The organism is Flavobacterium algoritolerans, assembly GCF_030010385.1.
Lineage (GTDB): Bacteria > Bacteroidota > Bacteroidia > Flavobacteriales > Flavobacteriaceae > Flavobacterium > Flavobacterium algoritolerans.
Map to the genome: position 1 here is coordinate 35,162 of NZ_JASCRZ010000002.1, position 23,106 is coordinate 58,267.

At 36.6% G+C, this 23,106-nt stretch carries 27 protein-coding genes; 22 read left to right on the forward strand and 5 right to left on the reverse strand.

Going from position 1 to position 23,106, the window contains the following annotated elements:
* Positions 1–60: 60 nt before the first annotated feature.
* From QLS65_RS05755 to QLS65_RS05770, 4 genes are read right to left on the reverse strand one after another with little or no spacing between them, the layout of a single operon-like run.
* On the reverse strand, positions 61–3,060 hold the full coding sequence (locus QLS65_RS05755) for a phage portal protein family protein (protein ID WP_282715867.1): 3,000 nt from the start codon (positions 3,058–3,060) through the stop codon (positions 61–63).
* Positions 3,061–3,076: 16 nt separating this feature from the next.
* The gene (locus QLS65_RS05760) at positions 3,077–3,511 is read right to left on the reverse strand and encodes a phage protein Gp36 family protein (protein ID WP_282715869.1); all 435 of its coding nucleotides are present in this window, start codon (positions 3,509–3,511) and stop codon (positions 3,077–3,079) included.
* Entirely contained in the window at positions 3,511–5,094 is a 1,584-nt protein-coding gene (locus tag QLS65_RS05765; RefSeq protein WP_282715871.1) for a hypothetical protein, read from the reverse strand. The genes QLS65_RS05760 and QLS65_RS05765 overlap by 1 nt, the downstream gene beginning before the upstream one ends.
* Complete coding sequence (locus QLS65_RS05770; RefSeq protein ID WP_282715873.1) at positions 5,094–5,525, reverse strand: hypothetical protein; 432 nt, start codon at positions 5,523–5,525, stop codon at positions 5,094–5,096. Before QLS65_RS05770 ends, QLS65_RS05765 begins: the two co-directional genes overlap by 1 nt.
* A gap of 182 nt (positions 5,526–5,707) precedes the next feature.
* Between QLS65_RS05770 and QLS65_RS05775 the strand changes: the two genes are divergently transcribed.
* The 22 genes from QLS65_RS05775 to QLS65_RS05880 all read left to right on the forward strand — a co-directional run bounded on the left by QLS65_RS05775 (position 5,708) and on the right by QLS65_RS05880 (position 21,626).
* Positions 5,708–6,856, forward strand: a complete 1,149-nt coding sequence (locus tag QLS65_RS05775) for a head maturation protease, ClpP-related (protein ID WP_282715875.1) — start codon at positions 5,708–5,710, stop codon at positions 6,854–6,856.
* A 2-nt stretch (positions 6,857–6,858) separates the two neighbouring features.
* Positions 6,859–7,776: a hypothetical protein gene (locus QLS65_RS05780; protein WP_282715877.1), complete on the forward strand. Its 918-nt coding sequence runs from the start codon at positions 6,859–6,861 to the stop codon at positions 7,774–7,776.
* A gap of 80 nt (positions 7,777–7,856) precedes the next feature.
* Positions 7,857–8,336: a lysozyme gene (locus tag QLS65_RS05785; RefSeq protein WP_282715879.1), complete on the forward strand. Its 480-nt coding sequence runs from the start codon at positions 7,857–7,859 to the stop codon at positions 8,334–8,336.
* Positions 8,333–8,806 carry a hypothetical protein gene (locus tag QLS65_RS05790; RefSeq protein WP_282715880.1) on the forward strand — a complete coding sequence of 158 codons (474 nt, stop codon included), beginning with the start codon at positions 8,333–8,335 and terminating at the stop codon, positions 8,804–8,806. The genes QLS65_RS05785 and QLS65_RS05790 overlap by 4 nt, the downstream gene beginning before the upstream one ends.
* On the forward strand, positions 8,803–9,408 hold the full coding sequence (locus tag QLS65_RS05795; RefSeq protein WP_282715882.1) for a hypothetical protein: 606 nt from the start codon (positions 8,803–8,805) through the stop codon (positions 9,406–9,408). Before QLS65_RS05790 ends, QLS65_RS05795 begins: the two co-directional genes overlap by 4 nt.
* Positions 9,408–10,652: a DUF2586 family protein gene (locus QLS65_RS05800; RefSeq protein ID WP_282715884.1), complete on the forward strand. Its 1,245-nt coding sequence runs from the start codon at positions 9,408–9,410 to the stop codon at positions 10,650–10,652. Before QLS65_RS05795 ends, QLS65_RS05800 begins: the two co-directional genes overlap by 1 nt.
* Position 10,653: 1 nt before the next feature.
* A complete protein-coding gene (locus tag QLS65_RS05805) occupies positions 10,654–11,085 on the forward strand; it encodes a hypothetical protein (protein ID WP_282715886.1) in 432 nt (143 codons plus the stop codon).
* Between the two features lie 2 nt (positions 11,086–11,087).
* Positions 11,088–11,528: a hypothetical protein gene (locus tag QLS65_RS05810; protein ID WP_282715888.1), complete on the forward strand. Its 441-nt coding sequence runs from the start codon at positions 11,088–11,090 to the stop codon at positions 11,526–11,528.
* 177 nt (positions 11,529–11,705) lie between these two features.
* Entirely contained in the window at positions 11,706–12,308 is a 603-nt protein-coding gene (locus QLS65_RS05815) for a DUF6046 domain-containing protein (RefSeq protein ID WP_282715890.1), read from the forward strand.
* Positions 12,308–13,315, forward strand: a complete 1,008-nt coding sequence (locus tag QLS65_RS05820) for a hypothetical protein (protein ID WP_282715891.1) — start codon at positions 12,308–12,310, stop codon at positions 13,313–13,315. Before QLS65_RS05815 ends, QLS65_RS05820 begins: the two co-directional genes overlap by 1 nt.
* Positions 13,312–13,818 (forward strand): hypothetical protein, encoded by a 507-nt coding sequence (locus QLS65_RS05825; RefSeq protein WP_282715892.1) that lies wholly within the window; start codon positions 13,312–13,314, stop codon positions 13,816–13,818. Before QLS65_RS05820 ends, QLS65_RS05825 begins: the two co-directional genes overlap by 4 nt.
* Entirely contained in the window at positions 13,818–14,102 is a 285-nt protein-coding gene (locus tag QLS65_RS05830) for a hypothetical protein (RefSeq protein ID WP_282715894.1), read from the forward strand. Before QLS65_RS05825 ends, QLS65_RS05830 begins: the two co-directional genes overlap by 1 nt.
* 3 nt (positions 14,103–14,105) lie before the next feature.
* A complete protein-coding gene (locus tag QLS65_RS05835) occupies positions 14,106–14,504 on the forward strand; it encodes a hypothetical protein (protein WP_282715897.1) in 399 nt (132 codons plus the stop codon).
* On the forward strand, positions 14,501–14,797 hold the full coding sequence (locus QLS65_RS05840; RefSeq protein ID WP_282715899.1) for a hypothetical protein: 297 nt from the start codon (positions 14,501–14,503) through the stop codon (positions 14,795–14,797). The genes QLS65_RS05835 and QLS65_RS05840 overlap by 4 nt, the downstream gene beginning before the upstream one ends.
* Entirely contained in the window at positions 14,797–15,630 is an 834-nt protein-coding gene (locus QLS65_RS05845) for a nucleotidyltransferase (RefSeq protein WP_282715901.1), read from the forward strand. The genes QLS65_RS05840 and QLS65_RS05845 overlap by 1 nt, the downstream gene beginning before the upstream one ends.
* A complete protein-coding gene (locus QLS65_RS05850; protein WP_282715904.1) occupies positions 15,620–16,084 on the forward strand; it encodes a hypothetical protein in 465 nt (154 codons plus the stop codon). Before QLS65_RS05845 ends, QLS65_RS05850 begins: the two co-directional genes overlap by 11 nt.
* Entirely contained in the window at positions 16,081–16,902 is an 822-nt protein-coding gene (locus QLS65_RS05855) for a hypothetical protein (RefSeq protein ID WP_282715906.1), read from the forward strand. The genes QLS65_RS05850 and QLS65_RS05855 overlap by 4 nt, the downstream gene beginning before the upstream one ends.
* Position 16,903: 1 nt before the next feature.
* Positions 16,904–19,066, forward strand: coding sequence for an autotransporter outer membrane beta-barrel domain-containing protein (locus tag QLS65_RS05860; protein WP_282715908.1), 2,163 nt, complete (start codon positions 16,904–16,906; stop codon positions 19,064–19,066).
* Between the two features lie 3 nt (positions 19,067–19,069).
* A complete protein-coding gene (locus QLS65_RS05865) occupies positions 19,070–19,582 on the forward strand; it encodes a hypothetical protein (protein WP_282715910.1) in 513 nt (170 codons plus the stop codon).
* Positions 19,582–19,980 (forward strand): hypothetical protein, encoded by a 399-nt coding sequence (locus tag QLS65_RS05870; RefSeq protein ID WP_282715912.1) that lies wholly within the window; start codon positions 19,582–19,584, stop codon positions 19,978–19,980. The genes QLS65_RS05865 and QLS65_RS05870 overlap by 1 nt, the downstream gene beginning before the upstream one ends.
* Positions 19,981–20,161: 181 nt before the next feature.
* Positions 20,162–20,995 carry a DNA adenine methylase gene (locus QLS65_RS05875; protein ID WP_282715915.1) on the forward strand — a complete coding sequence of 278 codons (834 nt, stop codon included), beginning with the start codon at positions 20,162–20,164 and terminating at the stop codon, positions 20,993–20,995.
* Positions 20,988–21,626 (forward strand): thymidylate synthase, encoded by a 639-nt coding sequence (locus QLS65_RS05880; RefSeq protein WP_282715918.1) that lies wholly within the window; start codon positions 20,988–20,990, stop codon positions 21,624–21,626. Before QLS65_RS05875 ends, QLS65_RS05880 begins: the two co-directional genes overlap by 8 nt.
* 190 nt (positions 21,627–21,816) lie before the next feature.
* On the opposite strand, the gene QLS65_RS05885 is transcribed toward QLS65_RS05880, so the two are convergent.
* Complete coding sequence (locus QLS65_RS05885) at positions 21,817–22,860, reverse strand: tyrosine-type recombinase/integrase (RefSeq protein WP_282715921.1); 1,044 nt, start codon at positions 22,858–22,860, stop codon at positions 21,817–21,819.
* Between the last annotated feature and the right edge of the window lie 246 nt (positions 22,861–23,106).

Here is a 23,106-nt window from a genome sequence, read left to right on the forward strand (position 1 = left end):
TTGGTCATCTAAGGAAGACCGCCAAAAAAAGAGGAATTTACTTTATGTAAGTTCCTTTTTTTATTGCTTCAAAATGCGAACAAACTCCTTCGTTTGAATTTGCTTTCTTGAGAAAAGAAAGAATCTTTTATCATTGAAAACAATTCCAATAAATTTTGCTTTCCCTTTTGTATCGTTACTAATTCCAGCGTGAACACCTCTAATAATATCATCAATATTATGATCATTATTTATGTGCAATAAAACGTTTGGTGACTGGGTTAATGCTCTTTTGATTTCAGCTTTTACCCTGTTGAATAGGTTGCTATAATTAGTCAGTAACTTAAATTCAAATTCAACACTATTGATTAATGCATCGGCTGTTTTCAATTCTCCAGTAGGAAGTAACTCAATGGCTTTTCCCATATCAGATAAAACTTTTGATGTCAATAAATTGTTTCCAAGTTCACTGGCATTATGAAGATTATGCGTTACAATAAAGCCTCCATTTTCACCATTAAAACTAATTCGTTTGTACTCTTTGCTGAAGCTTTCATATTGTGCCAATCGGGTTGCAATGTGTTCTTTTGGCGTGTATAACAATAACCCTTTACGCAACTGATCAACATTATCAACCGTGCCGACTTTTATGATTTTTGCAATTTCTTTGTCGGTAAAACTTGTAATTACTTGAAGCGTTTCTTTTTTGTAAAATTTCAAAAACGTTTTATAATTTACATCGCCTTCCGTATGCCAAAACACTTCAGACGGATTGGTCATGATGTCTTTAATATTATTTCTAATCTTAGCTTCAGTACTTTCAAACAATACTTTTTCCATCCAAACCGGTAGCTCGAAAACATCCATAAATTTAGCAAGTCCGGAACGGTCCATTAAACTGCTAAACAGTAAAGGAAGTTCTAACAATTCCTGCAGTTCATTCATTTCAGATTGTGGTACCAGTCCGTAATCTTTGAAAGTTAATGTTTGCACATCTAACGGCTCAACTCCTGCATTATGTAAATAGCTTTGCGTGGCACCAAACACTTGCTTAGAATCGCCCCAATTGACGGCAAAACCAGTTTTCACCATTCTATCATATCCGTCAGGGTCGCCAGCAACTGCATCGTCAAAAGTGCTTATTGTACCGGTATAACCTGCAAGAACATCCTCAGCATCAGATCTACATTTCCAATGATTGGGTGGCAGGAATTGCCACGCTTTTGCATCCAGTTTACTAAACACCCGGTTGTGCAATGAATCACATATTTTTGTAGTTCTACCGTCTAAAATAGCCACCAAACGCCAAAAGGGAGCGATAGCAATATCTTTCATCATTTGGATATATCGTGCACCAAATCTTGAAGCGGTGTATGCTTGGTCATATTCAGTGCGTAACCAATTCTCTCTATAATTTGGAAACAAAGCTTTGGCACGTTGTCTGAATTCAGAATAATCTTTTGACGTTTTCAAAATTTCATTCAAGTCCATTATCTCCTTAAAAGTCTTATCAACTCCAAAGCGATGCACATTAGATTGAAACAATTGCATCATTACATGGTCTTCGCTTTCAAAGTCTGCATCAACACCGTTGAATCCTTCACGTAAACCTTCCAATAATTTACCATGCGATGCTTTGAATTCCTTGTAACTCCATTTAATGGAATCAGGGTTTTCAAAATATTGTTTCAAAAAAGCCTCTTCATCATCTGATAAAGCATTCAACAATGTAAAATCAATCCTTCTGTAGCAGTCATCCGCCCCACACTCGCAACTACCGGAATGAGCGTGAGGCTTTTTAAAATTTGCTCTAGCTTGTGGCTTTTTTGGTGGAGCTGGTGGGTTTTCCATTTTTGGAACTTTCCCCGGTACCGGTTCTGGCGGTTCTACAATTTCCTCCTCTTCCAGTTCCACATCAAGTTCAGTCTCAATTTGTTCTTTTTTAACTTTGTACCCCAAATCATGAACACCTTTGAAAATATTTAATCTTTCTTGCGGTGTAAGCTTCTTATTTTCATTCCATATAAACTGATCATCCTCAGCAAATGGATAGCCCATGTTGATTAAAAACGGTAACAATTCATCCTGAACAATAAAGCGTACACGGGTTTCATCATCAAGAGCAATCAATGCCTGAGTACTATCGATAATTGTCTCTGATTTTGCTCTGGATCCAGAATCTTTAGAACCCTCACTATTACCATCAAACAAAGTGGCTAACTCTTCATTACATGCTTTACGCTTTTCGTTAAATACATTGAAGCTGTCACGGGAATTAGACTCTTTAATTTCAAATTCCACTCCTTCAGGGAAACGTGCAAAATTAGAGCTTCCAAAATCTTGAAGCCATTTGTCGACCTCCGCCTGAACTCTTGGATCTGTCGAAGCCACTTTTGCTGTACGCATAGGAATTCCAAACATTTCTTCAAATTCATCCCAGTTTTGCCATGAGTGTTTTTTGAATATCCATAGCGGCGCTGCTTTATCTAATAACCCTAAAAACTGATCATGATTAATCCAAACCGTCCATCTGTTATAAGGTGCTTCGGTGAAATTTACACCAGTAGTGTCAAAACTGTTTTTTAAAAGTTCAGTTGTTTCAGGGACAATGTGGTCACGATACACCAAAGCCATTTTTTTGATTAGACCATTTTTGTCTAACTGTTTTGGGTACATTAAGGAATATCCAAAATAAATTGTTTCAACAGAAGTTTTTACAAATTCATTGAACCAACTTTTCTGAAGTAACTTTGTCTTTTCGTCATCAACTTCACCCGCAGCGTTTGTAATTGAAAATGCCTTGTTTGATACACGCAATTTTCGAGTATCGGTAATACCAAAAATGAAAGCATCTCCCAAAATATCTTCATACAAATCAATCAACTGTTTTCTTCTTGGGTTCTCAGGTTGTAATGCAGCAGCTCTTGCATTTTTCCAGTCTACAATCTCTTTACGGTATAATGAGCGTTGGTTTTTGATTGCGCTTACTAATTTTTGTACTGCTTGTTCGCGTTCTTTTGTTTCTGTACTTGCAAAAACAGACTTAAAAGCGTTGCCTATATCTTTACGATTAAATGCCATTTAAATAGTGTTTAAATTAAAATCGGGAATCTTTGTTGTTGTACTTATTATTTCCACCGTGAGCAAAAGCTTGAACGGTTTCTGGAGTTATAACCTTTTCGGGCAATATTGGTGAGAGCGTTCCTTTGGCTACATCTTTGCACCAACTAATAGCTGCCTTGTATCTTGTTTCTCTCAGCACTGGTATCATGTCCGGTGAAATATTCGAAAACATGTGATACAAGGTGATGTCTACTAGATACAGCACGATTAGCCGATTTCTAGCACTTGCTTCTTGTGCAGTACTGAAAATAGCTGCTATGTCATATCTCGCATTCAAGTAGGTTTCCATTTCAGCTTGAGCTGCTAACTCACAATCTTCCTGAACGGTTGCATCATTGTAATTGATGACGTTTTTTATCCATTCCCTGATTTGCTTTTTATAATCGTTGTCGTTTAAGAATCTAGCCATTAGTATTTTTTATTTTCGTTAATCTGTTGTTTACCCATTTTTACACTTCCTCTTATATTTTCAGGTGTAAAGCTCATGTGTTGATCTAAATAAAACCACGCTCCCTCATCGGCATCAGGTGCATCATCGGCACTTCTATAACCAGGTTCAATTCCTTTTACTTGCATGTTGCCGGTCACCATGTCCGGGTCGTTTTCTTCATCAATATTATAGAATACATTTCCTGAGGCGTACTCTGGTTCCATACGGACCATACGAGTATATTTACCGGGTTTTGTTCGGTCATCTTCACTAATATGTAGCGGATAGTTATTGTTCTTTTTTCGAACTCTCGCTAATGCTTGCCTTACTAGTTTTGTAGAAAACTGTTTTTCTATATACCATATAATGGCTACGCCTGCAGGAAGTTTTTTCTCTACATTAATCATCCATTGGTATACATCTTCAAGCTCAGACCTTCTGGTATATCGTTTGTAGCAAAATCGCTTTTCATCTTTCAAACCCCAAATAGAAACTGCTTTAAAATCGGAGGTTACGTTATTTTCAAACGACGGGTCAAAATATCCTATCAACACTACCATCTGTTTTAAGTGTGGTAATTTGTTGAACTTGAAATACTGATTTTTAAAAATAGATCCTTCAACTTCGGTCTCATGGAAAAACTCTTGCATTGCCAGAACCGGACCCGCCTTTTTCATCTTACGCACAATCTCCTCCAGACTGTACCGTTCATCCCAAGCAACATCAGCGCTTACAATTTCGCCTAGTGCATTTTTGACAATGTTATATAATGCCAATACTTTGGAATGAAATATTCCTTCTCTCTTTTTCGCTCCTGGTCTAGTGTCTCCAACCAAGTGTGCTAAAATAGATTGTGAGTGAATTCTATTCCCACCCACACAAACACGAGCACCTTTAATGGACAAGGCAAAATAGAAAGCTCCAAGTATTCTGTTGACAATCTTTTTTACACGCTTTTGGTTGTGCACAATTTCGTCATCATCGATATCATCAATTACTCCATAATTAGGACGCTTTTCACCTTTACGGGCTCCACGGGGTGACTGGTCACGCCCAACTGCTAAAAATCGAATCCCATCTTTAGTGGTAAAGTCACCTTCTTGCCAGGAACCAAAATTGTACTGTTGTCCAAAATCATGTGCAAACAATTCATTAAACTGCAACTGACTTTGAACGTCTGCCAATAAGTTACAGGCATCATTCTCATTTTTACCCATCAATATCATTCCTGTCAATTGTTTGTGGACAATAAGCCACATTGGAATAATGATGGTAATGTGAACGCTTTTTGCATGTTCACGTGGCCACTCAGCAATCCCAAAAAAGTTAGGATCTTTTAAACAGGCTTCCGCAAACTTGATGTGAAATTCAGCACAATCAGCATCAGCATAAGTTGGAAAATAGTTTTTCACAAAGAAGTTGTAATCTCGCTTTGCATTGGTAATACGAAACTTTTGTTCAGCAGGGGTTTCAACTAAATTGACAGCTGTTGAATTTTGTACTTGTCGACAAAACTCTAACCATTCATCATAGTCTCTTTTGGTAATGTTTTGCGCTGCCATTATTGACCTCCTACTTTAGATTCAACATACTTTTTTTGCAGCACATTAATTTGTTTAGCCAGTTCAGCGTTTTCCCCAAAAGCAAAAGTGGTAAAGTCCTTGAATACATTTATGATGTGTGCAATGGTTACTTTTTTGTTCTGAAGCTTTTCGATTGTGTTGGCCAGTTTTACCAATTTATCGGCATCGACCTTATCAGCGATAGATAATTCGTAGGCCTTGTTGTATAAATTGGTGACAATGTTTTTTACAGTAATGGTTTGAGCATGTTTCAAGAGTTCCCAATCACCGGCTTGTTTCCAGTTCCCAAGTGTTTTTTCTGTGGTACCAACAATTAGGGCAATTTCCTTTTGACTTTTATCGGTTTCCAGATACAGTTCTAAAGCAATCCCTTTTTTGTCATCATTCGTAAGTCCCTTTTTTGGTGCCATTCTACTACTGTTATTTGTTAATTTCAATAGCAAAGGTTCATCATATAACTGTATTGTAAAATTTCAGTGATGAGGGACTAAACGAAAATCTTTAGGGACTAAATAAAAATCTTTAGTGCCTATATAGTCAATTTTTAAACCTCACGATGTCGCTTAATCTTTGTCATCTCAAAGTGAAGGAAATGTCAAAAGAAAGCGAAAAATTTAGATTTGAAGTTAAGAACCAATCGGACTCAGCATCTGAAATATTAATCTATGGTTACATAGGGAAATATGAGGATGTGGATTATAAAGGCTTCCGTAATTCATTCCAAAAAATTCTAACATCCTATAAAGATGTTACGGTTCGTATTCATTCTGGTGGCGGTTCTGTTTATGAAGGTTTAGCTATTTATGACCTTATGCGTTCGTCTGATTCTAATATTACTGTCATAGTTGAAGGGATGGCAGCTAGTATGGCTTCGATAATTGCATTAGGTGGCGATGTAATCCAAATGACACAAAACGCCTTCTTTATGATGCATGCTCCCAGCGCGGGATGTCATGGTGATAAATCTGCAATGCAATCTACCGCAGCGCAATTGACTCAAGCCGAAAACCGATTAGTTGAAATCTACAAAGAACGAACTCAAGCTGAAGAAAGTGTTATCCTGGATTGGATGAAACCAAACAACGACACATGGGTCGATTCTGATCAATGTCTTACAATGAAAATTTGCGATGAAATAATTACTCCATCTAAAAACAGAGTATTTCAAGCAACAGACATGAAAAACAAATCAGCTGAAGAAATTTTTGCAGCCTACGAAGGCGAAATTCCAAACGAAATTAAAAATCAAATTAACGAAAAGATGAAAAACAGAATTATCTCTATGCTTGCAGCTGCAAGTATTGTACACACGCTTACAGCTAGTAGCGAAGATGAAGATTTTGAAAAAGCATTGAAAGATGTATTTGCGAAGGCTAATCGTTGTGAAACGGCTGAGGCCAGTTTGAAAGGCTTTCAAACAACGAACGCCAAAGTCTTAATTGACAAGGCTGTTGAGGATGGAAAAATACTAGCTTCTGAAAAAGACCAGTGGTTAAAAGATGCTGAGGCCAATTATGATTTTGCTGCAAGAGCAGTTTCTAAAATGGTAGGTAAACCAGATGTAAACGATTTATTGAATCGTGATGCACACAATATCGAAACTGGTAAACATGATCTGTTAAAAGGTCGTGGGGATTGGTCATTTGATAAATGGCAAACAGAAGATCCAAAAGGATTGTCCAAAATGGAAGATGAAGCTCCAAAAGATTTCGAAAAATTGTTTAACGCAAAATTTAATTAATTATGCCAGCATTAGTTGATGGAACGTGGTTAGCACAATATGTGGAGCCACAATTACTAGAGGAGTTTAGAAACTTCAAAGATGATTTTATCGGAACGCTTAAAGCTCCTAATAAAGCTGCAATCGATAAGGATGGTATAAAGTTTAATAAACTGATCAATACAATCCCTTTTCACGTGAACAAAACTACAGCTTTTGAACCTGTTGTTGTTGACACCAAGAAAACACTTGTTACTTGGGATAAGTTAGATACTGGTTTAACCGTAGTAACTGATGCTGAATTAAGAGCTATGGCTTTTGATAAAGAATCAGAATTGAGAAGATTACACAGGGAGTCTTTTCAAATAGGTGTTCGTGATTATGCAATGCAAAAATTAGCACCAAATGCTAATACTGCGCAAACTCCTGTTATCAGAACTACAGGTCCTGATGATGGTACCGGTCGTAAAAAAATGCTTTACGCCGATTTAGTAAGATGGTATCTTCAAATTGATGGTTTGAATCTGACAGACAAAGCCCAAATGTTCACAATATTATGTGCTGAACACAGAGGAGATTTAATTGAAGACAGAGCTTCAACAAGTAATTACAGAGATGTAGTTATCGATCCTGTAACCGGTGCTATTCAAAGATTTTTCCAAATGAAATTTTTCGAAAATAACCAAAACGTGAAATACATTGCGGCCGGAACTTTAAAAGCCGACGGCGCTGCTGCCGTTGGAACTGATAGAAATGCTTCTATTTTTTACTATGCTCCAAACACGGTACATCATATCGAATCGGTTCAAACATTATTGAAGCCAATGGCACAAGCCACTAGAGAAGCTGACCCTCAAACGGAGTTTAGACTTCATGCATACGGTTTGACTGATAAAAAACAGGATTACGGTTTTGGTGCGATGATCTCCGGAATTGTATAGCAAAATCCTTATTTATTTTTAAAAAGGCAGTCGAAGTCAATGCGACTCGACTGCACCCTTAGGGGTTCAACAAAAAAGCAATGAAAAGAAAATTAGACAGTTTAGGTTCTCTTTTTCTACAACAACGTGAAGGCTTTTCTTCAATTCCATATTTATGTAGTGCTGGTATTCCTACCATTGGTTTCGGGAATACTTTTTATCCTGATGGTCGAAGAGTGACCATGAAAGATAAGCCTATTACTAGAGCGTATGCAATTGAGATTTTTACACTGGTTGTAGCACAATTTGAGAAGGATGTTAATTCCCTGGTAAAGTCAATTATTACCCAAAATCAATTCAATGTCTTAGTAAGTTTTGCTTACAATGTTGGTAGCGATATTGATGTTGACATGATAGCTGAGGGACTTGGTGATAGCACTTTATTAAAGTTGATCAATGCCAATCCAAATGATCCAAAAATTGCAAAAGAATTTGCTAAATGGAATAAGGCTAACGGAAAAGTTAATAATGGTTTAATCTCACGCCGCCAATTAGAAGCGGAATTATACTTTAAAAAATGAAAAAAATATTAATACTTGTGTGTTGTTTGCTGTTGTTGGCTTGTAGTTCAAAACGGGTAATTCCAACATCTGAAAGAGTCATTATCGATTCTACTGTTGTTGAAAAATCAGTAAGGGAACGAGATACTACTATTGTAGTTCCTGCTTCGGTTGCTGTATTGAAGATACCCGTTTCTGAACTCACAGAGAAGCCCATATTTAAGAGGCACGGTCAGGCGACTATATCTTTAAAAAAGGAAAATGAAACTATCATAGCTCAAGCCGATTGTAAAGAATTAGAACTACAATTAAAGCTTAAGGATAGCATTATTAAAACCTTAAAATCTACTAAAGACACCACAACTTATCACGCACCTCGAGACGATACCGGTAATTGGTACGACGGAATATTAAAGGCTTTCGGTTTTTTATTGCTGATAGTGCTTTCGGCATTCGGACTTTGGATATTAATACAATACTTAAAAAGATGAAAAAATTTGCAAATAAAATTCTTCAGGATAACCCGGAAGAAAATGTAGTCTACATGACTGAAGACGGTCAGTGCTTTTTTGATAAAATTAAAGCGGATAACCACGCCGATAAAAATGAGTTTCCAGAACCGGAATCCTTTTTTCGTGAGGGGTTTGAGCCTGAAGATACAAAGGCACTTGAAGAGGAATTGGCTTTGGTTAAAGAAGATAACGAAACGATAACTGCAGTATTAGCGGAAATAGAGCAAGCCGTTGACTTCACAAAAGAAGCTCCTGAAGTAACCCAAGAAAGTGACCCAGTTGTTGCAGCTGTTGTCCAGTTGAGAGAGAAACATGAAGGCGCAATAGCTTTGATTGATAAAGTTATTCACGCACTTACAGATGATGAAGCTGTTGTTGACGAAAAAGCAGAACCAATTATTGTTGAAATAATTAAGATTAGAGTTTCATTACTAAGTGCTCAAGCCGAAAAGGAAACTTTGACAAATTCATTGTCTATAGTTCAATCTGAACTTGACACTTTAAAAGCAACTCCCATTGCTGTAGTAGAAGATAAAACAGTAGAACCAGCAGGAAAATCGACTGCTAAAAACGGTAAATAATGTCTAGACCAGGATTAAATGTAAAAAGACTAAAAGGCGGACTTGGTAGAAGAGCAACTACCAATGATATGACTACAGCCGTAGTTATGAATGCCATTGCCGGTGATGAAATTGTTCTTGGAAATATCTACACTTTTATCACTATTGAGGAAGTGGAAGCTCTAGGAATTACACCAGCGTATGATGATACTAATAGTGTATTGGTTTGGCATCGTTTGAATCGTTTATTCAAACGCAACCCATCGATTACTATTCACTTTATGCCAGTAGCTCAAGCGGTGACATTAGAGCAAATGGCCGATAAGGAGAACAACTATTTGGCTAAAGTATTGCGTGATAAAAAGGATACCGTTCTTGCGATGATCGCTCTTAATCCTGAAACGGATTATGTACCAACAATTGTAACCGGACTAGATGAAGACAGCGTACTTGCTATGTACAAATTACAAGAGCTTTATGCTTTTGAAGAAACAAGATACCGTTACCCTGATTTGTTTGTTGAAGGTCGTGCTTTCTCTGGAACTGCTTCAGCGGTTTTAGATTTAAGAAACTTAGTCAATGAATGCGCTGACGTTTCTATGGTAATTATGGCAGACAATGATGTTTCCATTGCAAAAGCTATTTACAATAAATACGCCAGTGTTGAGGATTTTGTAGGTATGGTTTCAAAAGCGGCCGTCTCTCAAAATGCGGGTGAGATTAACCCAATTTTCAACTTGACTGATGTAAATGAAGGTTTCTTTCAGAATGCCGGTTTAAGTTCAGGAATGCACATTAATACTTTTTCTGAAACGGCTCTTGATTTACTTGACACGAAAGGATATGTATTTGCCACTTATGACAGTGAAGCTGAAGTACCCGGTTATTATACCGTTGATACGCATACATGTTCTAAAATCGACTCAGATTATGCCAAGGTTGAGAACAACAGGACCATAAAAAAAGCGATTCGATTAGCTCGAAAAAAACTAGCTCCAAGAGTAAAAGCCAGATTGTATGTGGATGAAACAAGCGGACAGTTGAAGCCTGAAATCGTAAAAGATTTAGAAGTTTTAGGAAGAGAGGCCTTGCGCCCAATGCTAGCTTCTGGAGATATTAGCGGCGGTATTGATTCCTATGTTGATCCGGCGCAAAATTTATTAGCGACATCTGAATTTGATTACTTACTCACCTTCATCCCGGTTGCTATTGGTAGAAAAATCAATTTAAAAATTGGGTTTAAAAACCCTTTAAAATCGAATTAAGATGAGTGGACCCGTAATTAATGGAAAGTACAGAAACTATTCCTCTATAAGAATCACTGCATTTGGTGCCTTGTTTACAACTGTAAAGGCTATCAGCTACGAAAGAACTGACGCTATTGATGGTGTCAAAGCTTTAGGAACCACAAAGGATATTGGGTACACCCAAGGTGATGAAAAGTGTGTAGGATCTATCACCCTTTTAAGTGAAGAAGTGGATTCGCTTCAAAAGTCATTGCCTCCTGGTAAAAGCATTCAGGATATTCCACCTTTTCCAATTTCAGTAAGCTATGTTGGAGACACAGGATTGCAAGTTTCCCATACGCTGATTGGTTGTAAGTTCACAAAAAACTCTCGTAGTGGTGAAGCTGGTTCCAACGACGCTCTAGGTGTAGAGATTCCGTTATATATCGCTGATATTAATTGGAATGCTTAACAATGAATTCTATTCAGGAGTTAAGAGACGAATGTAAAAGGCTTGGTATTACGTACCAAACTACAGCCACTCAAAAACAATTACAAGTAAAAATTAAAACTAGAATTATGAAAGATAATACTAAGGACGGAATTATTTCCAAAGAGCAAATTGAAGCTTGGAAAAAACAATATAAAGTGGAAAAACTTCCCACTTTGAATATCGTTGTTGCACCAGGTGATGTGGCAATTGGTTATTTGAGACCGCCGTCAAGAAATCACAAAGCAACTGCCTTGTCAATGTATTCTCAAAACAAAGTTTTGGAATGCGGGGAGTTTCTAAGAGACAACTGTTGGCTAGGTGGAGATTCCAGATTGCAAACGGATGAAAACATTGCTGATTCAGCTGCTATTCAAGCTTCAGGAATTGTTAAGTTTTTAAGTGGCGAACTGGGGGAAGTTTAGGCCTTCCAATTAATAGGGAGGCAGGACAAGATTTTGTTAGGAAAGTAAACGCTTTACTTTCCTTTCATTTTAAAATCCCAATGCCAGAAGAAATGTCTGATGATCTCTTTTGGGAAAAATGGCAGCAGTTAGAATGGGTATTATGGTTTGATGCTAAACGACAAAATCAAAAAGGAGATGTCTTCATATAATTTCAATTTTCAAGAGCTATTCAAAAACACATTCAATTTTAATATTGGCTATGTGGGAACTGCAATAGTTGATACATACACTAATAGTTTTGAAGGCATTCAAGTTCTGGAGGAAAAAAAGCCTTTACAGCTTGTGTCTCAAACTGGGGTACATGTTTGGGATTATGTGAAGCTATTGCCTAAAATTATTGAAGGAACCGGAGAGCGATTTGATGGCTATGATTTTCCGTTTGAATGCGTTGTTGAAGCCATACTTACTAAAAAAATAGTTGTTACTGATATTTTTGGAGCCGATGGTGAAGTGGAAGAACTAATGGGTTTAAATGATTATGCGATTACCATAAAAGGAATCATTATCAATTATCAAAGTGATGATTACCCGGAGTTTGAGTTTAGACGATTACGTTATGTATGTGAATTAAAAGACACTATGCTTGAAGTGGAGGGTACTTTTTTAAATATGCTTAACATCAATCATTTGTCTATCCATACTTTCAAACCTATTCCAACTCCAGGATACAAAAACATGCAAGCCTTTGAAATTGAATGCAGGAGTAAAAGGCCTTTTAAAATCAATTCCCTAAGCTAATGGTTTTTTGTTGTAGAATAACAATTGAAAGCGCAGCCGATCAATCCAAAAAGTTTTTTGATGCAGCTTCTAGTATTGAAATTGAAAAAACATGGCGAAAGTTTACAAATACTGCGGTATTACAATTGCCTAAAGGTGTTTACTATCAAGTTGGGAATACCATGTTTCCTATGAAAAGTATAAAATCGCTTTTTAAAACAGGGGATTTAATCAAAATCGAACTAGGATATAATAGAGAGTTAAAAACTGAATTTGAGGGCTATATCGCCAGAATTCAACCCACCATCCCCGTAGAGTTTCATTGCGAGAATGAGATGTATGCTCTTAAGAGAAAAGAAGTAACTGTTAGTATTCAGAATGCCACGGTTAGACAAATTTTACAAGCTGCTGCACCAGGATATGAAATTGAATGTGCGGATGAATTATACGGTGATTTTTCACTTTATAATACAACTCCAGTAAAAGTATTTGATGAGCTTCGAAAGAAAGCCGGGCTTTATACTTTTTTTAGAGGAAAAAGATTGATTTGCGGTTTACCATATTCGGATGACAAGTTGCCAACTGTAATTCCGCAATTTGAATTTGGAAGAAACATTATTGATAATTCATTAGAGTATATAGCGCCTGAAGATTGCAAAGTCAAAGTGTATGGTACCAGCATTCAAAATGATGGATCTGTAATATCATTTGACATCGGAGATGAAGGTGGCGATATAGAAAGAGTTAAATATGAATTTCAAATTTCAAAAGAAGAGCTGGAAAAAACTTGTAAAAAGAAATATGATAATGTAAAAACAAAAGGAGGCTATGCCGGAACCGTTACCAGTTTTGGTTTTCCAGTTGTAGAACACGGTCAAACAATTCGAGTGTTTGATCCTGGCATTTACGAAAAAAGGGACTCGATGCATTATGTGGATCAAGTGAAAATAAGTGTAAGTGTATCTGGAGGTTATAGGAGAGTATCGACTGTTGGAAAATTTGTAACTGAAAAGAAATTATTAAAATGATTTTAGAAGCAATTGAAAGAATTATTGAAGGGAAATTACCTATGACTGTAGCAAGAGCAAAAGTTATAAAGTTAAATGCAACCAGCTGTCAAGTGAGAACTTTAACAAAAATTACCGATTACTTTCAATGTAGCTATAATTCAATTATTGATAATGATGGTCAAGAATTGAAAATTGAACCGGAAGTTGGAAGTGTTGTTGTTATTGCAATTTTTGACAGTGCAGCCACAATCATTCAAACCAGTAAAGTAAAAAGTTTCAGTTTTAAATATGGTGAAACGGTATTTAAAATTGATGATTCCGGCACCCAAATAGAAAGGCAAAATGAAAACCTAAAATCAGTTATCAATGATTTACAGGACGAAATTGGAAAGCTTTGCGATGCATTGAACGCTACTATTGTTTTACCCGGCTACGGAACTACTCCAAATATTCCAAACATCACCAATATAAAAAATAAGGTTTTGCAAACTAAAACCAGAATCAATAAAATACTGAAGTAATGACTGATTTCTTGCTTAACGATGATGGTGACATTAGATTTGAAAACGGTGACTTTGTAATAGGAGACAGCGAAGCTCAAGATGTTGAATTGCTTATTACATCGAGCAAAGGAGCATGGAAAGAACATCCATTGACTGGAGTAGGAATTGCACAACTGGTTAAAACCAGAGCTACTGAAGTACGTATAAAAAGAGATATTAACGAACAATTGATGCTTGACGGATTTAAAAATATTGACATTGATATTGATTACCCAGAGTTGAACGTTGACGCAAATAGATAAATTATGAATGAAATAATATTGGTTGTTAGTGCTGTAGTTACAATGGTTGGCGGCACGGGTTATTTTACCTTTTTGTTTGCCAAAAGCAAATACAAACAGGAAGTTGAAAAACTGACAGTTGAAGTGCTGCAGGCTAAAAAAGTTGCAGAAACAACCGATATAGAAAACGGTGGGAAAGTAGTCGATTTATATAAAGAAGCTCTGGACGATTTAGGCATTCGCTATGAAGAAAAATACAAGCATGTCCAGGAAATGTCCACCAATATTTCTAACCTATTTGACGCTAAAGAAAAGACCTTACTGCAGGAAATTGAATACCACAAGAAACAAACGGCGTTGTACAAAAAAATGTATGACGACAAAGTAAAGGAGTTTACAAAATACAAAAAAGAACATCCATGATAACTGTAATCCCAAATCAATCCTTATTTGACATTGCCGTTCAAGAAGATGGAAGCGTTTTGGTGGCGTTTGATAGAGCGTTTGCAAATGGACTTTCAATAACTGCTGAGTTGTTTCCTAAACAAAAATTAGTAGCTACAAATTCTAGTTATAGAAATAATGAAGTCGCTAATTACTTTAAAGGCAAAAAGCAGATGATAGCCACCGGATTCAATATTGCGGACGGTCAGTCAATAATACCAACACTGGGAATAGGAACGATGAGAATAGGAACCACATTTATAGTAGGATAATGGCACGATCAATAGGAGTTATACAAAATGAAATGCTTGACAGCATTGCGGCAGACGAAAACTTAGCGGAGTTAAACTCGCAAAGTAAAGTCTCTATTTATCGCTTGATTGTGTTTATAGTTGCCTTCTCCATTTGGGTATTAGAAAACCTTTTCGACACCCATAAAAAAGAAGTTGACGATATCATTGAGGCTAAAATGCCACACCGCCCATCGTGGTACCGAACTAAGGCGAAAGCGTTTCAATACGGATTTGCTTTGATAACGGACACTGATAACTATGACAATACCGGTTATACGGATGATCAGGTTTTTAACTCTAAAATTATAAAGTATGCGGCGGTAACGCCAAGTGCGGGACAAATTTTGATTAAGATTGCCACTGAAGCTGCGGGAGTTTTGGCACCTATTACGCCCGAACAAAAAGCCTCGTTTGATGCTTACATTCTTGAAATTGCTGACTGTGGAGTGAAGTATATTGTTGTCAATCATTTGCCGGACATTTTGTTATTGAATTTGCAAATATTTAGAGACCCGTTGGTTTTAGACTCTACCGGAATGAGCATTATTAACGGGAATTATCCAGTACAGGATGCAATTAATGAATACATGAAAGAATTGCCATTTAATGGCGAGTTGGTTCTTGCTCATTTTATTGATAAGCTTCAAAAAGCGGAAGGTGTCGTAATACCGCACATTATAAATGCAGAATCACAGGCCATTGATATTAATACAAATGAGTATCTGGACGCTGAGCCTATCAATGTGAAAACCGTTCCGGTGAGTGGCTATTTTACAATTCCAAACTTTGACAACGTGAGCTATGTGGTATAAAGTAGATTTTGACAAACTGATCCTTTTACTGCTGCCAACTTTTTTGCGAAAGCCGGTATTGTTTGGCTATATCCGGGCGTTGATTACTCCTATTGCCAGTTTGCATTATAAGTGGTCACGCATGAGAGAGGAAAACTTGACAAAGCTTTCGTACAACAGCCAAAGGTGTTATTTGAGAAAAGCATTGAATGACAAGTACGACCCTGATTTAAGGCGAATTACTATTGACGGCACGCTTGACACGACGCAAGATTATATCTATACACCTGCTGAGAATCTCGATGTGTATTTAGGCATCATGTACCTAGAGCAGGATTTTAATTATAGTAATTCTATTGTTGATTTTCTTGTCAATGTACCAGGACAATTATTGAATGATAAAATAAACGAAATAACAGCAACAATCAACTTTTATAAGTTGGCAGGCAAAAGCTATAAACTATTGGCAATATGAATCAGATAAATTTTAATCAGGTTGGCGGGTTTCCACTCTCTACTAACATTTTGGCAAAGCTTCAAACGGCATTTAGCATTTTTAATGCTTTGGGTAATATCGTAGGAGAATTGACTATAATATCCGGGTGTGAAGTTGCTGGAGATAATGTAGGTAACGGTGTTGTTTATATCAATGGCGAAGTTCTAGAGTTCCGTGGCGGATTAGCCCAAACCAAAGTGATCATAAAAGAAGATACTGAAAATTTGACTTTTCAAAACGGGAATTCTTACCCCAGTATTAAAACTCGCTATGTCACTTTTGGTACTGGAGTGGGTGCTATAAACTGGGTAGATTTTAAACGTGGTTTTCCGACTAAGAACATTCCCGCAGCTTTTGCAGGAAAGGTTGACAACACAACACTAGATGCCGTAATTCTAAGAATTGACGAGTTAGAAAAGAAAAACGCTGTATTCCAAACGGATGGCGGTATGATTCTTTGGAATAAACCGGCTAATCTAATACCAGATGGATGGGCGGAAGTTGTTAACTGGCGCGGACGTATGCCAATTGGTTGGAATCCTGACGATGCTAACCTTGATACTGTTGGTGAAACGGGTGGTGCTAAAACTGCGGTAGTTTCGATTCCAGTTTCCGGTTATGGTGTTGGTGCCGACTCTGGAGGAAATCCATCAGGACAATTATTAGTTTCATCTGGGGCAGCAGAAAACGGTGAGTTTTTAGAATCAGTCAAAAAAGCATCTTCCGCACCTGTAGGAGCAACAGTAAATCACATGAACCCTTATAGAGTAGTACTATTCATTGAATATATAGAATAATATGGCAGATAAAAACACAATTAAAAGCTGGTTTGAAAAAGACGACAGGCCTACACAAGCGCAATTTTGGGCTTGGATAGATTCTATTTGGCACAAGGATGAAAAGATACCCATTACGGCTATTGACGACATTGAAACCATTCTGAATGAAAAAGCCGATGCCGAGGCTTTGACTAATCACGTGGGCGATGCAGCGGCTCACGCAGATTTGTTTGGAGCTAAAGAAGATAAAAACAAACGAGGCGCTGCGCTTGGTTATGCACCATTGAATGAGTTTACTAAACTTGCTATTGATTATTTGAATGTGGTAAACGATCTTGTAACTGGTGGTGCTAGTTCTCTTTTGACAGCTGAGCAAGGGAAACTATTGCAAACTCAAATCAATAACATTAATGTTCTTTTGGCTTCGGACAATGTTAACCTGGACAACGTTCAGGAGTTGGTTGATGCTATTGAAACTATTCAAATGTCGTTGAGTTCTATCTTGGTGAATGACCTGACCACGGGCGGAACCACGAAAGCGCTTACTGCTGAAATGGGTAAAACTTTGAAAGGGTTGATTGATGCAAAGGAAACCATTTCAAACAAATCAACGCTTATTTTAGAAGGCACAAATGATGGTTCTAATACTCTATATCCAACAATTAAAGCGGTTGTTGATTGGTGTACGGCTAAATTTCAAAAGTTGTTTATAGGCATTGAGACAACGGCAGGAATTACTTATACTTTGAATATTGCGAATATTTACAAAAGAACTGTTTTCACAGGATCTAATCCAGTGGTTCTTACGGTTCCAGTTAATTCAAGTATTGAAATAGCTATTGGAACTAAAAAAGAATTCACGGTACAAGGAACTGGAGCTGTTACTATTGGTGGTGCTGGAATAACTTTTGTTCAAAATAATTTGGTTTATGTAAAAGGAGATACTTTTCATTTAACTAAAATTGATATAGATACTTGGACAGTTGAGGGGAATATCGGTTCTAGTACTTTAATTAATGGAAACGTATATGTAAATTCTGATCCTGCAATTGGTAACGATGCCACTGCTCAATTGGGTAATCCTGCAAAACCATATTTGACTTTATCAGCTGCAATGACAGCTACCAATAGTCTTACGGCATGGCGAACTTTTATATTTACAAGTACTTCTGATATTTATTATGTTAATGGAACTTTTGGAGCAGGTAATTATTTATTTAAATCAGATTTAAATGTTACTATATCTTTTCAAAATAATACTCTATCAGATAATTTAATGCCAAATTCTTCTACTGTAGATTTTAATATTCCTAAAGGTACTATGGATTTTAGAAGTACTGGTTCAAAATACTTAGGGTCTTGGTATAGAATTAATGTTATATGTGATACTTATAGAATGAACAACTCTTTTGCTTTAGTTGGAGGAGCATTTAATTTAACTTGTAATATAGCTTATCATGATGGTGGTTATGTTCAAGGTGGTAGCGATGATTATGTATCTAAGATTACTGTAAATAAAATTGTAAATACAGGAGGAGGAGTATTCTTTCAATACGGAAGAAATTATGTATTAGATTTCAATGATTGTACTTCTAATGGTAATTTTAGACTTACTCAATATTCAAGAAGTGGGATTATTTTACATGGTAACTATACAACAACTTCAACAGACGAGTTTGCTTATGTAGAGTCTTATTTTGGAGGTAGCTTAACAACAATACTGTATAAAAAAAATGCGCTAATTACAGGTAATGTTACTTTTAGTGTTCAAGCTGGTGGGAGTTATTATTTAAGCGGTACCGCTAAATATACAAGTAACAATGGTTATGGGTTATTTCACAATTTAAATAGTGAATACCAAGTTACTTTAGAAAATTGTATTATTTCTTGTCCAAAATTTCATGCTTTTAGAAGTACTTCCCCAGGAAGTTTATTATTAATAAACTCTTATGTAGAAACGGGATTGTTTGTTTGGTTTACTGAATCTGGGGGAGCTACTTATACAAACCCATCAGTTGTTTTTAAAGGTAGTAATGTAGTATATATGACTGGAAGTACGGCTGATTACATAGCTACTGATAATTATATGAATACCAATACTATGAATATAAAAGTTATTGGATCACTTAAAACAAATGGAGTCCTACAAGCTGGAGTCACTCAAAACAACTTAATACCTTAAATTATGAAACTAATAGCACAAAGCTACATTTCGCCTTTGTTGAATCAAGGCACATTTACAAACGTAACCATAGAGGACGTTTGTTTGACTCACAAAAGAAAGGAAAAATACATTTCGATAGCTTTTGAAATGTCGTATTTAAAAAATGATCAAAAAGTTGTTTTGGATACTGTAGCAATGGGATTTTTAGGTATGGAAAATGATGAAGTTAGCTCGAATAGAACGACAACCTTCTCAATTCCTAATCCTGATTACGACGCACAAATAGAAGGCTCACAGGAAAGAATCACCGTGCCTTTGTTTGCCTATCTAATGGCTCATAATGGTGTTATGCCTGCTGATTACGTTATGGTTGATTATGGCTATCCAACGTATGAAAAGGTGATGCAGTACTTTGAGGGTGGTACGTTAGAAAATCCAGAAATAACCATAAGCGCACCGCTTGCAAAAGGGTTTCTCTTGAGTAACCTTATAATGAATGGTGAAGCGGTTGGTAATCAATTCACGATAGTATAATGGGTTTTCTATTATCAATCATAGCGTTAATCTTGTTTGTGTTCGTTTATGTCCTTGACGAAATCACGATGCTGGTTATAGATGTTAGGAATAAAAAGTGGTTTAAAACTACGGCTCAACGAAAGTTTAATAAAGCTTTCAAAGTCGATGTATTTGCAAACTTTTTGTTTCCTAGTTTTTGGAATGTTGCCTTTTCAAAAGGCGGTTATCGGTTTGGCGTTTTCGGTGAAACGCTATCGAGTTGCTTTGGAAAAAAGCGGCTTGAAAAATCATTGAGTTGGTTTGGGTTTATAGTGTCCTGGACAATTGACTGCATCGATTTTACAACATGGCGCAAAGGAGGTCATTGTATTGCATCTATAATGACTGAAGATAGTATAAACGGTTTCTTGAAATGATTCCCTGGAGGCGGGAATAAAAAATAGTCCTCCAACAATTAAAAACTTCTCACGGTAATTTAATTAAGCATAAAGCCACAGCGTTGTAGGACATAAGTCTTCTATGCTGTGGCTTTCGTATGTCTTATAAATTCCGTGAGAAGCACAAAGGTACAATCATTAATCATCAATCAAAAATCGAATGGAATTAAAAAAGAAAATTTTTACAACGGCACCATTGCCGTTTATGGGGCAAAAAAGGAAGTTTTTAAAGCAATTTAAACCTGCTTTAGAAAGCTATTCGCCAACAGCCACTTATGTAGATTTATTTGGCGGCAGCGGTTTACTTAGCCATACTGTCAAATCAATTTATCCTGGTGCAAAAGTAGTCTATAATGACTTTGATAACTATCAAGAACGGCTGAAAAACATCAATAAGACTAATCAACTTATAGCTGATTTGAGGTTAATTTTAAAAGATTATCCAAAAGACAAGCGCATCGAGGGCATTGTTAGGGACCAGGTAATCGCACGAATCCGCACTGAAGAAAATAACGGATATGTAGACTATATCACGCTTTCTAGTTCCGTGTTATTCTCGATGAAGTACGCTTTATCATTTGATAAAATGGAAAAGGAAACGCTTTATAATTGCGTCCGACAATCGGGTTATGATGCTACAGGTTATTTGGATGGCTTGGAAGTCGTGAGCCAATGCTATAAAGAATTGTTTGCAAAGTATAAGGATTTGCCTGATGTGGTTTTTCTGGTTGATCCTCCGTATTTATCAACGGAAGCCGGCACTTACAAAAGTTATTGGAAGCTTCGGGATTATTTAGATGTGTTGCAGGTTCTGGACGGTACGAATTACTTTTATTTCACATCAAACAAGTCGTCTATCATTGAGTTATGCGAATGGATTGAGACTAAAACACCTATGAGTAACCCATTTACTGGTGCTACAACGGCCACTATGAACGCTACCATAAATTTTAATGCAAGCTACACGGATATAATGCTTTATAAATATGAATAAGTATCACGAAATACTCAGCAAAATCCTTGATAAGGGTAAAAACCAACAGAATAAAAAAGGATCAATAACTTATCTTTTGAATCAGGCTTTAGAATTAAAGCCGTTAGACCTCTTAGTCTTGTTTGAGAGCCACGCAGTTGCTAAAAAGAAGTTAAGAGACGAATTGGGTTTATTTATGGCAGGAGAACGCTCCACGGAAGCCTACAGGGATATAGGCGTTACTTGGTGGGATTATTGCGGTCCTATTTTAGTAAATAGTTATCCAACGTACTTTGAACAATTGCCAAAGCTCTTGGAGAAAATCAATAAGGAGAAGCGCACCTCAAAGAATTATGTATTGTTTCTAGGTTCTAACAACACGGAGAGCAATCAACAGCCGTGTTTGAGCCTAATACAGTTCCAAATAGAGAATGGAAAACTTGTAGTGAGTGCGTATCAGCGTAGTTCTGATGCTAATCTGGGCTTACCATCTGACATTTATCACTTGTATTTGATAAGTAAACAGATTGATATACCACTCAAGAGTATTAATTTATTCTTAGGTAATGTGCATATCTATGAGAATAACATAGACAATACCAAGGCGCTGCTTGATGGTAATGATGCTAAGTTTAATCTGAATGTAGCATAGTAATGATAAAAGCCCCTAATTGGGGCTTTTTAAATGGTGTTTAATCAGTGATTAAATGGCGATTAGTATTTGTGTGAACATGTTCAATTGTATACTTTTCGTTCTGTAAAATGGTATTTTTCGTTTTGCCGATTATAATAGGCGCTACTGCGTAGCGTATTACTTTCAAATATACACTTTAATTATTATCTTACAAATCATCAAATGGACTTTTTATTTGTTGGATACTTTTGGTACTCACATGGGTGTAAATTTCTGTAGTTTTACTGCTATTATGGCCTAGTAATTCTTGTATATAACGCAAATCGCTTCCGCTTTCTAGTAAATGAGTGGCGTAACTATGTCTCAACCAATGTAGTGTAGCTGGTTTTGTAAGTTGGGCTTTATGTAATGCTTGTTTGAGTACTTGTTGTAAACTCCGACCATCATAAGGAACTCCTGCTACTTGCCCTTCAAACAAATATTTTTTTGGTTTATATAAGGAGTAGTATTCTCTTAGCATATCGAGTATTTTTTGGCTTAAGGGTACAATTCTATCTTTTTTTCCTTTTGCGTTTTTAAGTAATACAATATTCCTTTTTGAGTCAATATGAACGGGCTGAAGTGCTAATAATTCACCACAACGCAATCCACAACTGTAAATTAAACACAACATCATTTTATGTTTTATATTACTGTGTGCGTTCAAGATTAATTTTACTTCCTCTTTGCTCAATACGTTAGGTAATAGCTTTGCTCTCTTAGGCCGATGAATTGTATCGATGTCAATTTTGGTTCCTCTTACTGTCATAAAAAAAAGCTTTATTGCATTAACCGTTTGGTTCTGGTAGGAAGCCGAAAGGTTATTTTTTAATATATACTCGTTATTGTAGATAATTACATCCTCGTTGTTGATTTCTGTAGCGGGTTTTTCTCGGTAGAAAACCAAGAATGATTTCAAAGATTCGCTATAGGTACCAATGGTGCTTTCACTATAGCGTTTAGAGCGAAGCCATTGCTTGAATTTCTCTATTTGGGCTATCCCCTCGGGTGAAGGAATCAAATTTGCAAGTGGTTTTATCTTGAAACGTTCTCTGTTTTCGATTGTATCTGGGATGTGCCAAACTGTTTTTTGCTGGCTCCATCGTGCTCCTTCTATTTGTTTTATACGGGCAATCAGGTCTTGATTTTTTTCAAAATAAACGGCAATTCTATTCTCGCTATTGTGCTTTATCAGTTTTGCTGCCCAAATCATAATGTGTTGGTTTTGTGATTGAATGATACTGATTTTTTTACAAATATTGTTTTGTTAAGCGAAAGGTTCTCATGGTAATGAGGCTTTTTTGCGTGAGGGATAAAAGTGGAAATCCTTTTATGAAGCGTAGCGGAATAAAAGATTAAAACGGATAGCCCGACCCCATTTTTCAGCGGGTCACGCCCAAAGTTTGAATTTTAGAAAGGGAATTGGAGTTTTTGTATTACTAATTTTTAAATAAAAAGG